An 11,540-nucleotide genomic window follows, 5' to 3' on the forward strand; every position below is an offset into this window, starting at 1 on the left:
GCCAGCCGTCCGCCCGCTGAAGGCCACGCGCCCACTTGCCAGCACCGTCACGCCATGCCGATAGTCTCTGCACTCCCGCGCCTGCATGGCGCCCTGCCCGTTGCCGCGCATGGCCGACCCCGCCGTACCCACCGCTCCCCCGACCGCCGGCTGGCGCCGGTTCGCCGCCGTCGCCGTGACCCTGGCAATCATGGGCATGGCCCTGCACGCGCTGGCCGGTGAGTTCAGCGAGCACGGCTACCGGCAGATCCGCGGCGCCATGCATGCGCTGTCGTGGTCGCAGCTGGGGCTGGCGCTGCTGCTGGGCATGGCCAGTTACGCCTGCCTGATCGGGTTCGATGCGATCGGGCTGCGCCGCGCCAACCGGCGCCTGCCACCGGGCCGGGTGGCGATCACCGCCTTCCTCGCGCATGCCGCCGGGCAGACCCTGGGCTTCGCCGCGCTCACCGGTGGCGCGATCCGGGTGCGCAGCTATGGCAGCGCCGGGTTGGGACTGGCCGAGATCGGCCAGGTGGTGCTGATGAGCACCCTGGGCTTCGTGTTCGGCGCCTGGGTGCTGCTGGGCCTGGCGTTGTGGCTGGAGCCGGGTGCGGCGGCATTGGCGCTGCCGCTGGACGCGTCGGCGGTGCGCCTGCTGGGCATCGCCCTGCTGCTCGGCTTCGCTGCGATGTGGCTGCTGGTCGGCGCCGACGGCCGCAGCATCGGCTGGCGCCGGCACCGGGTATGGATACCGGACCGGCGCACGGTGCTGGAGGTCACCGCACTGAGCCTGGTGGAACTGGGCCTGGCGTCGGCCGCGTTCTACGTGCTGCTGCCGGCGCAGGATGGCGTGGGCTACATCGGCTTTGTCGGGTTGTATCTGGTGGCGGTGGTCGCCGGGCTGGTCTCCACGGTGCCGGCCGGGCTGGGCGTGTTCGAGTGGAGCCTGCTCAAGCTGCTGCCGCAGCTGGCGCCGGCGGCGATCCTGGCCGCGGCGGTGGCCTACCGCGTCACCTATTACCTGGTGCCGCTGTTCCTCTCCACCCTGCTGGCCGGGCTGGCCGCCGTCCGCCGGCCGCTGCGCAGCGGCGCCAGCACCGCCTGGAACGTGCTGCGCCCCTGGCTGCCGCAGGTGATCGCGCTGGCGGTGTTCGCGGTCGGTGCGCTGCTGGTGATCGACGGCACCCTGCCGGCGCCGCGGCATCGCGCATTGCATGCGCCGCTGCCGATCGTGGAGACCTCGCACCTGCTGGGCAGCCTCGGTGGCGTGCTGCTGTTGCTGATCGGCCAGGGGCTGCAGCGGCGCAGCCATGCGGCGTGGCTGATCGCGCTGGCGGTGAGCGTGCTGTTGCCGATTCCGGCCTGGCTGCGCGGCGGCCATGCGCTGGTGGCGCTGACCCTGCCGCTGGTGGCGGTGGCGCTGTGGGCGGCGCGGCGCGAGTTCTACCGCCAGGGCGCGCTGCTCGACGAGGCCTGGTCGTGGCCGTGGCTGCGCAATGTGGCGCTGGTGCTGGTGGCCACGGTGTGGCTGCTGTTCTTCGTCTACAGCCACGTCGAGTACCAGAACGAGCTGTGGTGGCAGTTCGCCACCTCCGGCAACGCGCCACGCGCGCTGCGCGCGTTGCTGCTGGTCAGCATCGTGGTGATCGTGTTCGGGGTGGCGCGGCTGCTGCACAGCACCCGCGCGCCGTTGCCGCTACCCGACGCCGCGCAGCTCGAGCAGCTGCGGCCGCTGCTGGCGCAGGCGCACGACACCCAGGCCTGCCTGGCGATGACCGGCGACAAGGCGATCCTGCGCAGCGACGACGGCAATGGCTTCGTGATGATGCAGCGCTACGGCGGCTCGCTGGTGTCGATGGGCGACCCGGTCGGCCCGCCGGACACCGCGCGCATGCTGATCTGGAAATTCCGCGAGGAAGCCGACCGGCTCGGCCTGCGCCCGGTGTTCTACCAGACCGGGGACCAGCACTGGCAGACCTACCTCGACCTGGGCCTGACCCTGGTCAAGCTCGGCGAGGAAGCGATGGTGTCGCTGGCCGGCTTCAGCCTGGAAGGCAGCGCGCGCGCGGAACTGCGCCAGGCGTGGAACAAGGGCCGCCGCAGCGGCCTGGCGTTCCGGGTGGTGCCGGCCGCGGATGTCGCGCCGCTGTTGCCGGCGCTGGAGGCGATCTCCGACGCCTGGCTGGAAGAGAAGGCCGGCGACGAGAAGGGGTTCTCGCTGGGCAGCTTCGCCCCCGACTACCTGTGCCGCTTCCCGATGGCCTTGGTCGAGGTCGAAGGCCGGATCGTGGCGTTCGCCAACCTGTGGCAGGCGCCGCTCGCGCGCGAGTTGTCGGTGGACCTGATGCGGCACGCCGCCGACGCCCCCAAGGGCACCATGGACTTTCTGTTCATCGAACTGTTCCTGTGGGGCGCGGCCAACGGCCATACCCGCTTCTCGCTGGGCATGGCACCGCTGACGGGGCTGGCCGAACACCGCCTGGCCGGGCGCTGGAACCGCTTCGCCAACCTGGTCGCGCGCCACGGCGAGCGCTTCTATGGCTTCGGCGGGCTGCGCCGCTTCAAGTCCAAGTTCGCGCCGGAGTGGCGTCCGCGCTACCTGGCCGCGCCGGGCGGCATGCACCTGCCCGCCGCGCTGCTGGACGTGACCCGGCTCATTTCGCTGGATCCGCGCCGGCAGTCGAACTGAGCCCGCGCAGCCGCTGCAGGATCACCCGCGCCAGCCCGGCGTAATCGCCCTGGAAGTGATGGTCGCCGGGCAGGCGCACGACCTGCGCCGACCCGGCCGGCAGCCGCGGGCACAGCGCATCGTCGTCGTCTTGGCCGTAGACGCAGACGGTGCGTGCCGCCGGCAGCCGGCGCATCTCCGGGGCGATCGGCAGCCCGTCGCCATCGCCCCCCAGCCAGTTGCTGACGTGGAACTCGTAGTCGGCGTGCGTGCCCACCGACAGCAACGCGGTCATCGCCAGCATCGAGGCGGTATCGGCGGACAGCCGGTTGATCGCCGCCGGCAGCACGTCGGCGCCCTGCGAGAAGCCGAGCAGCAGCAGCTTCGGGCGCTGCCACTGCCGCGCGTAATGGCGGGTGATGCGGTCCAGGTCGGCGGCGAAGCCGGCCGGCGTGCGCGCACTCCAGAAATAGCGCAGCGAATCCACGCCCACCACCGGGATGCCGGCCTGCGCCAGCGCGCCGGCGACCTCCTTGTCCAGCCCGGCCCAGCCACCGTCGCCGGACACGAACACGGCGAAGGTGTCGCCGTTGCCGGCGGCCGGCACTTCCACCAGCGGCAGGCCGTCCAGCTCATGTGGCACCGGCGGCAGGCTCACCCCGCGCTGCGCGCCCAGTACCCGCGCCGCGGCAACCTCACCTGGCAGCACGCTGCCGGCGGCAGTGCGCTGGAAGCGCCGCGCCAGCGGCACCGCCCGCGCGAAGGCCTCGACCTCGCCCGCCGGACAGCGCGGGGCATGCCCCGGCGCGGCCTCCAGCCACGGGAAACCCAGCGCCACCGGCAGCAGCGTGCCACCGTCGATGCCGTCGCCGCAGATCATCCGCGTATCGCCCAGGCGCGGGCAGAAATCCTCGGTGAGCAGGCCGGCGAACACGTCCGGGCCGGACTGCGCGGACACCGCGTAGGCCAGCGCGGCCCCGGCGCCATCGCCGCCCAGGATCGGCAGGTGGTAGGTCGGCACCCGCAGATAGGCCTGCACATAGCGCGAGAAGTTCTCCACGTCGCCGGCGGAGAACCCGCAGCTGCCGCCTTCCTTCGCCAGCACCCCGGCCAGATGGCGGGTATCGACGTCCACCACCAGCGCGCCATCGCGGCGCAGCGCCTGCAGCCGTGCCTGCCGCGGCGCAGCGTCGCCGTCACCGGCGAACCAGACCACCACCCGCTGCACCGGTCCATCGGGCAACAGCACCGGCACCCGTTCGAAACGGCCATGGCTGACCGGCTCCAGCGCCAGTGCCGGCGCCGCCAGCAGGCCCGACGCCATCACCACCACCAAAGCGAGCGACGCATGTGCCATGAGAGCTTCCTTGACCAGGGAAACGGCAAGCCTACGCCTGCCAATGCGGGAACGGGGTGGAAACGCGGTGTCAGTCCTGCGCGTCCGGATGCCGCAGCTTCCACGCCGCCAGCGCCTGCCGGTAGCGCGCCAGTTCGTCGGCATACAGGTCCAGCACGCACAGCGGACAGCCGCTGCCGCAGCATTCGTTGGGCCCCGGCTCCTCCGGCGGCGTGGGCCGCGGGTCCGGGTCGGGCGTGGGGATGGGAATCGGGTTCATCGCTTCGGCCGGTGTGGCCGTCGTCAAAACAGGATGGAGCAATTCTAGGCCATGGGGTCCGGCAAGGCGCGGGCTATGGCCGTGGTCGTGGCTGTGGCTGTGGCTGTGGCTGTGGCCGTGGCCGTGGCTGTGGCTGCCGTTGCCGTTGCCGTTGCCGTTGCCGTTGCTGTTGCTGTTGCTGTTGCTGTTGCTGTTGCTCGTGATCTTGCACTGCTTTTGACTTCCGGGTCCCCTTCCGCAGCGACGCAGCCGGCGGGAATAACCCGAAGGGCGACGTGCATGGATGCACGTCGTTTTTCGACGAGACAAGGATGTCTCGTCGAAAAATCCCGCCGGCGGAGTGAACCCGGCGCGCGTAGCGCGACGGGCGCGGAGGCAGGGCGTGCTTTCTCTTGGTTACTTCTCTTTGCACGAGCAAAGAGAAGTAACTCGCTCCTGCGAAGCAGGGGCGAAAGCTCGGCCTTCAAGCTTCCGCTTTCATACTTGCCCAAAGCCCATTGAACTTCTTGGCTATCACCTTGGCCTCCGCTCCTGCCGGTTTGAGAAGGCAAGCAAAGGCTGGAGCAGGATCAAAAGCTTTCGCTCCCCTTCGGGGCGCGAGCCACCTTTCTTTGCTCGTGCAAAGAAAGGTGGCCCAAAGAAACACGCCCCTGCCTCCGCGCCCGCCGCGCTACGCGCGCCGGGTCCACTCCGCCTGTGGGATTTTTCGACGAGACATCCTTGTCTCGTCGAAAAACGACGTGCATCCCTGCACGTCGCCCTTCGGGTTATTCCCACCGGCTCCGTCGCTGCGGAAGGGGACCCTGAAAGTCAAAAGCAATGAGCAACAGCCAAAGCCAAAGCCAAAGCCAAAGCAGGCCTCAGCCCGTCACCCGATTCAGATTCACCCGCGCCTGCGCGTCATACCGTGCATGGAAGAAATCGCTGAAGAAAATGCGCGGCTGCGCCAGCACACCTTTCAGAAAACGCCGGCGATTGAGCCGGAACAGGAAACCCGGCACCTTGCCCCGGTACTCCTCGGCGATGCCACGATCATAGGCATCCAACACGCCTCAGCCCGTCACCCGCCGCAGATTCTCCCGCGCCTGCGCGTCATACCGCGCATGGAAGAAATCGCTGAAGAAAATGCGCGGCTGCGCCAGCACACCTTTCAGAAAACGCCGGCGATTGAGCCGGAACAGGAAACCCGGCACCTTGCCCCGGTACTCCTCGGCGATGCCACGGTCATAGGCATCGAACACCTCGGGCGGCGCGCCAAGAATGGCCATGTCGCTGTCCAGGAACAGCGCCGCGTCCGCGTCCAGCTCATCGCCACGCACCTGGCCGTGGCGCGCGGTAAGCGCGATCAGCGCCGCCACCCGCTCCGCATCCACGCCGGCATCGGGCAGCCAGCGCGCGATCGCCGCCCGCGCCATCGCCGCCGAGCGCGCTTCGTTGTCGCCGCGCCCGGCCTCGTACACCGCGTCGTGGTACAGCATCGCCAGCGCCACCTCGCGCGGCTGCCGCCAGCCCGGGCCGGCGGCGACGTCGCGATGGTGGTGCAGCAACGCCTGCACGTGGCCAAGGTTGTGGTACGCACGCGGCGGCTGCGCGTGCGCGGCTTCGATCTCGGCCAGTTGGCCTGCCGGCAGCGGCATCGGAATCAGGTCCATGCGCCATTCTAGGCACCGGCCGGGGTGGCGGCGACGCCGGCCGCGGGCCTCACGCCAACGCGTGCCCTGCCTGCGCGCTGCTGGCCCGCACCGCGCGGCGGCGGCGCCCGGCGACGGCCTTCAGCCCAGCGTCCAGCGCCCTTCCAGCTGATAGCGGGTCTGCCCCAGGAAGCTGCGGATGAGCACGAACTCGCGCACCAGCCAGCGCATCGGCTGCACCGGCTGCACCGGCAGGCGCCGCTTGTCGTAGAGCAGGGTCAGGTGCGGCGTGAACCCCGGATCGGGGCGGCTGCCGATGGCCTGCAGGCAGCGCGCCAGCTCCTGGTGCAGGCCCTGCAGCAGGTCGGCGCCATGCGCGCTGCGCAGCACGAACGGATGCTGGCGGCCACCGGCAAAGCTGCCGACTTCATCGAAGCACACCTCGAATTCCGGCATCCGCACCCGCGCCGCGGCCTGCTGCACCTTGGCCAGCAGGCTCGGCGGCAGACCGGCGTAATCGCCCAGGTGATGCAGGGTGACATGCAGGCGCTCGCGCGCCAGCGGCCGTCCGTCCAGGCCGTGTTCGGCACGCAGTCCCTCGGCCAGTTCGGCGATGCGCCAGGCGGTGGCCGGGTCCGGCATCACCGCGAAGAACAGGCGCTCGGTGGGGATGTCGCTGCCGAGACCCAGCGACAGTTGCGCCTCGGCGGAGGGAATGAACTTCGTCATGGTCGAATGGAAACGCCGGCCGGCGGGAGCGCGCCGGGGTACGGCGGCCGGCCTGGTCTGGGGCGCGGATACTAGCAGACCCGGCGCGGTGCCGGGCCGTGCGCCGCCGCTGCCCGCAACGCGCATGGCGAAAATATGACCAGCCGCGCGCAACGCCGACGGCACAAGGGCTGCCGCGAGTTATCCACATCTTTGCCAAACCCCGGTCCACACCTTCTGTGGATGCCGCGCCAGGCGGCGGCGACGGGCTTACACTGGTGCCGCCACCGCAACCCACCGGGGTCGCCATGATCGCCTGGAGTGCTTTCGCCCTGCTCGCCGCCATCAGCGTCGCCCCGCCGGACGCGGCGGACGCGCGGCTGGCGCCACCGACGCCCGAACAGATCATGGCCATTCCCCCCGCGCTGGAACAACGGGTGCGCGAGGAGGTCATCGCGCCCAGCCGCTCGCCGGAACAGCGCGTGCAGCGGCTGATGGAACTGGTCTTCCAGCCCCGCGCGCCGGACGCGGCGGAGGCCCCGGATGCAGCGCTGCGGTACGACACCGCCGCGACCCTGACCGTCGCCGAGGCCTGGCGCCAGCGCCGCGCCAACTGCCTTTCCTTCACCCTGCTGTTCATGGCCCTGGCGCGCGAAGCGGGTATCGAGGCCGACGTCCAGGAGGTCGGACGGGTCGTCACCTGGTATCAGGAGCAGGACGTGGTCTACAACGCCGGGCACGTCAACGTCGGGCTGCGCGTGAATGGTCGCCGCGGCACCCTGGACCTGGACCAGGACGTGCTGTACGACCGTCGTGGCCCGCGCCCGGTTTCCGACCAGCGCGCACTGGCCCATTTCTACAACAACCGCGGTGCCGAGCTGCTGGCCGAGGGGCAGGTTGCGGCGGCCCGCGAGCATTTCCAGGTGGCGCTGCAGCAGGAGGCGCGCTTCGCGCCGGCATGGAACAACCTGGGCGTGCTGGAAACCCGCGCGGGCGACACCGCCGCCGCGGCGGCCGCGTTCGACCGGGCCCTGGCCATCGACCCCGACCTGCCCTCCACGCTCGCCAACGCCAGCGCGCTGTACCTGCGGATCGGCGACAACGCGCGTGCCGCGCGGCTGGACGCGCGGCTGCGGCGCGAACACGAGCGCGACCCGTTCTACCAGTTCATCCAGGGCGTGGAAGCCGAACGCCGTGCCGATTACGCCGCCGCCATCCACTACTACCGGCATGCGGTGCGGCTGTATGGCAGCGCGCACCAGTTCCACTTCGGGCTGGCGCGCGCCTACTCGCTCAGCGGCGACAACCGCCGCGCGGTGCGCGAACTGGAGCGGGCCCGCGAGCTGGGCAGCTCCGACCACCTGCGTGCGGTCTACCAGGCCAAACTGGAGGCGCTGCGCCGGCTCACCGCCCGGCACGCCGGGCATTGAGGCGCCCGGCGGCCGCCACGCGCAGGCTCAGGCCTTGCGCAGGAAGCAGGTCTTGAGCACCAGGCCCTTGATCTTGTCCGAGTTGCCTTCGATGTGCTCGGCGTCGTCCTCGACTAGGCGGATGTTGCGGATCACCGTGCCCTGCTTGAGCGGGATCGACGAACCCTTGACCTTCAGGTCCTTGATGACGGTGACGGTGTCGCCGGCGACCAGTACGTTGCCGTTGCTGTCGCGCACCACCAGCGCCGCTTCGCCCGCCTCGCCCGGGGTCCATTCATGGCCGCAATCGGCGCAGATCCACAGCGCGCCGTCGGGATAGACGTTCTGCGACGAACACTGCGGGCAGGAAGAAACGGGCATGGCGACTCCAGACGATGACGTTGCAAGCCCGCTATTGTAGCCGCCCGCCCCAGGTTCGCCGGGGCGGGCCTGGCGGGGATGCTCAGCGCGCGCCGAGGTCCACCCGCACATTGCCCGAATGCGAGGTGATGGAGATGTCGCCGTCGCCGCCGCCGAGGCGCGCGTCCAGGCTGCTCCCCGGACCGTAGCGCGGGCGTTCGACCTGGCCCACGTCCGAGCGGATGGCGCCGCTGAAGCTGCTGACCTTCAGTTGCGCGGAGGTGCGCGCCGGCAGCGCCAGCGCGATCGGCGCGCTCACCGTCTGCAGGCTGATGCGCCCGCCCGGCTGCAACCCGGCGCTGCGCACGCCGAGCCCGCCGGACACGGTTTCGGCGTCGAGCCGCTGCACCGCCGACAGGTCCAGGTCGACCGGCCCGGACACCGAATTGGCCGCCACCTCACCGCCGCTGCCACCGCTGGCGTTGATCGCGCCGCTGACCGTGCGCAGCTCCAGCCGCGGGGTACGCAGCTGCGAGCGGATCGCGCCGCTGACGGTATTGAGCGCGGCCTGCCCGGCCTGCCCGCGCACGGTGATGCCGCCGCTGACGGTGTTGGCCTGCAACCTGCGCAGATCGACATCGGCCACGTCCAGCGTGGCGCTGACGGTACCGGCCTGCAGTTCGCTGCCGCGCGGCACCCGCAGTTCCAGCACCGCGCCCCGGCTGTTGCGGCTGTTGCGCGGGTACACCACCTTCAGCTGCACGCGGTTGGCGCTGTTCTGGACCTCCAGGCGCTGGCCTTCGCCCAGGGTGCCGGTCAGCTGCACCTCGTTGCGGTCCCAGCCGCGCACGTTCACCGAGCCGGCGATGTTGCTGATCTCCACCCGCCCGCCGCTGGACAGTGGGTGATGTTCGTTGACCGGCGTCTGCGCCAGCGCCGGTGCCAGGGGGGCCAGCAGCACGACGGCGGCCAGCAGGTGTCGCAGGGAAACATTCACGGGGATTCTCCTTCAGGTGGAAAGACCGGCGCCATCCAGGCCCTGCCGGGTAAGTTCAAGCCGCAGCGCGTAGGTGCGCCGCAGCTGGCCGAGCAGGAAGCCGGCATCGGGGCTCTGCGCGATCGCCGAGCGGATGCTGCCGGCGCTGGCATCGAGCTCGTGCAGCGCCGGCGCGAGTTCGGCCGGCACGCTGTCCTGCGGGATCGCCGCCAGTGCCTGGCGATAGGTCGCGGCCAGCGCGTCGGCCTGCGCCGCCAGCGACGATGCCTGCGTCATCCGTGTCGCCTGGGTGGCCTGGGTGGCCTGCGGCGGGGACCCGGCCCACCAGCGGCCGGTGCCCAGCAATGCCAGCGCCGCCACCGCGGCGGCCGCGGCGACGGAGGTCCAGCGCCGATGGCGCGGGCGCGGGCGTGAGCGCGGGGTCACCGCGGCGGGCCGCTCGCGTGGCGCCTCGTGCAGCCGTGCGGCGATGTGCTGCCAGGCCGCGGCCGGCGGCACGCGCTCGCTGGGAAGCCGGCGCAGGCGCGCGGCCAGGTCATCGTGGTCGTGGTCGGAATCGTGTTCGTTCATGGTGTTTCTCCCAGGCGCGCGCGCAACAACCCGCGCGCACGATGCAACTGTGCCTTGGAACTGCCGACGGCCATCTGCAGTTCCTCGGCGATTTCGTGGTGCTTCCAGCCCTCGATGTCGTGCAGCACCAGCACCGCACGGGCGCGGGGCGGCAGCGTTTCCAGCGCGCGCTCCAGGTCCAGCCCGGTGGCCTGGCAACGACTGGACGCCGGCATCCGCGCCAGCAGATCCATGCCCTCCTCGCCGATATCCAGCGCCTCGAACGCGGCGCTGGCGCGCAGTTCCATCAGCGCCGTGTTCACCGCCATGCGGTGCAGCCAGGTGCCCAGCGCGCTCTCGAAACGGAACTGCGGCAACGTGCGCCAGGCCTGGATGAAGGTCTCCTGCAGCGCGTCGTCGGCACGCGCCGCGTTGCCGCCGCACAGCCGCCACAGCAGCGCATACAGGCGCGGGGCGTGGCGGCGGTAGATGCGCTCGTAGGCGTGGCGGTCGCCACCGGCGGCGGCACGCGCCAGCGCGGCATCGTCGGCGGCCTGCGGGAAAGGAGCGGTGGCGGTCACAATGGCGTCGAGCATATCCGTTGGATGCGGCGGCCAGCAGAAAGGTTTAAAGCCGCCTGCGATCTTTTTGCCGGGGCGGCGCAGCGGCCACACCGATAGGGGCTGACAAGGCCGCGCCGGCTGGCCGACAATCCCGCCTCGCCCCCCGCCTGCCAACCATGTCCCTGTCCACCGCTGCCCGCACCGACGCCGGCGCCGCGCCCCGTCGGCAAGCCCACCGCGGCCGCTGGCACCCGGCGTGCGCGGTACGCACGGCGGCCCCGCGCGGGCCCGTACCTGGGCCGTGGCGCGGCAGTATCGGCGGCATGGCCACGCACCGCTTACCCGAACGTTGCAACGCAGCTGCCCGCGAGCGGGCGCGGCGCCGCAAGGAGACAACCCGATGAAGAACTACCTGCCCGAATGGATGCACGGATGGATCAACCTGCTCGACACCGCGCTGGTGGTCATTCTGATCCTGCTGGTGGCGTGGCTGCTGCGCCTGCTCACCCGGCGCCTGCTGGCGCGCCTGGGCATGCACTACACGCTGCCGCCGCAGGTGGAAACCGCGGCCCGGCGGCTGTCCAACTTCGTGATCGGCAGCGCCGCGCTGGTGGCCATCCTCGACCAGCTCGGGGTATCGCCGACCATTTTGTGGACCGCATTCACCGGTTTCGCCGCGGTCGGCGCGGTGGCGTTCTTCGCCGCCTGGAGCGTGCTGTCCAACATCTTCTGCGCGCTGCTGATCTTCACCACCCGGCCGTTCCGCCTCGGCGACCGCATCGAACTGCTGGAGAACGGCGAGAAGCCCGGGCTGAAGGGCCAGGTGATCGACATCAACCTGATCTACACCACGCTGCAGGAGATCGGCGGCCCGGCCGAGGGCACGCTGATGCAGATACCCAACAGCCTGTTCTTCCAGCGCGGACTGCGCCGCTGGACGGCCGGCCCGGCGCAGGCGCACGTGATCCAGGGCGACGGCTGAGTCTCGGCCGCAGGCAGCGGCATCCCCGGCTGCCTGCGCCCATCGCGTACCACAGCGTTCCGTCCGCGTACGGCCGCT

Annotated in this window: 12 protein-coding genes and 1 pseudogene; 4 read left to right on the forward strand and 9 right to left on the reverse strand. The window is 71.0% G+C overall.

Going from position 1 to position 11,540, the window contains the following annotated elements; all coding sequences use genetic code 11:
* The first annotated feature begins 109 nt into the window (after positions 1–109).
* Positions 110–2,668 carry a bifunctional lysylphosphatidylglycerol flippase/synthetase MprF gene (gene mprF, locus MKP15_RS01190; RefSeq protein WP_240211523.1) on the forward strand — a complete coding sequence of 853 codons (2,559 nt, stop codon included), beginning with the start codon at positions 110–112 and terminating at the stop codon, positions 2,666–2,668.
* Here mprF and MKP15_RS01195 read toward each other — a convergent pair.
* Complete coding sequence (locus tag MKP15_RS01195) at positions 2,634–4,004, reverse strand: AcvB/VirJ family lysyl-phosphatidylglycerol hydrolase (protein ID WP_240211524.1); 1,371 nt, start codon at positions 4,002–4,004, stop codon at positions 2,634–2,636. The genes mprF and MKP15_RS01195 overlap by 35 nt on opposite strands.
* A gap of 70 nt (positions 4,005–4,074) precedes the next feature.
* Positions 4,075–4,263, reverse strand: coding sequence for an oxidoreductase-like domain-containing protein (locus MKP15_RS01200; protein ID WP_056932246.1), 189 nt, complete (start codon positions 4,261–4,263; stop codon positions 4,075–4,077).
* Here MKP15_RS01200 and MKP15_RS01205 point away from each other — a divergent pair.
* On the forward strand, positions 4,247–4,483 hold the full coding sequence (locus MKP15_RS01205) for a hypothetical protein (protein ID WP_240211525.1): 237 nt from the start codon (positions 4,247–4,249) through the stop codon (positions 4,481–4,483). The genes MKP15_RS01200 and MKP15_RS01205 overlap by 17 nt on opposite strands.
* Before the next feature lie 640 nt (positions 4,484–5,123).
* On the opposite strand, the pseudogene MKP15_RS01210 reads toward MKP15_RS01205, so the two are convergent.
* The 3 genes and pseudogenes from MKP15_RS01210 to thpR form a co-directional block, all read right to left on the reverse strand.
* Positions 5,124–5,312 (reverse strand): annotated as a pseudogene (locus MKP15_RS01210) (hypothetical protein); the annotation flags it as partial.
* 3 nt (positions 5,313–5,315) lie between these two features.
* A complete protein-coding gene (locus tag MKP15_RS01215; protein ID WP_240211526.1) occupies positions 5,316–5,915 on the reverse strand; it encodes a hypothetical protein in 600 nt (199 codons plus the stop codon).
* 120 nt (positions 5,916–6,035) lie between these two features.
* Positions 6,036–6,623, reverse strand: coding sequence for an RNA 2',3'-cyclic phosphodiesterase (gene thpR, locus MKP15_RS01220; RefSeq protein ID WP_104938449.1), 588 nt, complete (start codon positions 6,621–6,623; stop codon positions 6,036–6,038).
* Positions 6,624–6,910: 287 nt separating this feature from the next.
* Here thpR and MKP15_RS01225 point away from each other — a divergent pair, with 287 nt between their 5' ends.
* Positions 6,911–8,032 (forward strand): tetratricopeptide repeat protein, encoded by a 1,122-nt coding sequence (locus MKP15_RS01225; RefSeq protein WP_240211527.1) that lies wholly within the window; start codon positions 6,911–6,913, stop codon positions 8,030–8,032.
* 27 nt (positions 8,033–8,059) lie between these two features.
* Here MKP15_RS01225 and MKP15_RS01230 read toward each other — a convergent pair whose 3' ends face one another.
* From MKP15_RS01230 to MKP15_RS01245, 4 genes are all read right to left on the reverse strand, one after another.
* On the reverse strand, positions 8,060–8,392 hold the full coding sequence (locus MKP15_RS01230; protein ID WP_104938448.1) for a zinc ribbon domain-containing protein YjdM: 333 nt from the start codon (positions 8,390–8,392) through the stop codon (positions 8,060–8,062).
* Positions 8,393–8,474: 82 nt separating this feature from the next.
* A complete protein-coding gene (locus MKP15_RS01235) occupies positions 8,475–9,368 on the reverse strand; it encodes a DUF4097 family beta strand repeat-containing protein (protein WP_240211528.1) in 894 nt (297 codons plus the stop codon).
* Between the two features lie 12 nt (positions 9,369–9,380).
* Positions 9,381–9,938 carry a hypothetical protein gene (locus MKP15_RS01240; RefSeq protein ID WP_240211529.1) on the reverse strand — a complete coding sequence of 186 codons (558 nt, stop codon included), beginning with the start codon at positions 9,936–9,938 and terminating at the stop codon, positions 9,381–9,383.
* Positions 9,935–10,513 carry a sigma-70 family RNA polymerase sigma factor gene (locus MKP15_RS01245; protein WP_240211530.1) on the reverse strand — a complete coding sequence of 193 codons (579 nt, stop codon included), beginning with the start codon at positions 10,511–10,513 and terminating at the stop codon, positions 9,935–9,937. Before MKP15_RS01245 ends, MKP15_RS01240 begins: the two co-directional genes overlap by 4 nt.
* A gap of 367 nt (positions 10,514–10,880) precedes the next feature.
* Here MKP15_RS01245 and MKP15_RS01250 point away from each other — a divergent pair, with 367 nt between their 5' ends.
* The gene (locus MKP15_RS01250) at positions 10,881–11,462 is read left to right on the forward strand and encodes a mechanosensitive ion channel family protein (protein ID WP_240211531.1); all 582 of its coding nucleotides are present in this window, start codon (positions 10,881–10,883) and stop codon (positions 11,460–11,462) included.
* Positions 11,463–11,540: the final 78 nt, after the last annotated feature.

This window comes from Stenotrophomonas sp. Y6, assembly GCF_022436665.1.
Lineage (GTDB): Bacteria > Pseudomonadota > Gammaproteobacteria > Xanthomonadales > Xanthomonadaceae > Stenotrophomonas > Stenotrophomonas acidaminiphila_A.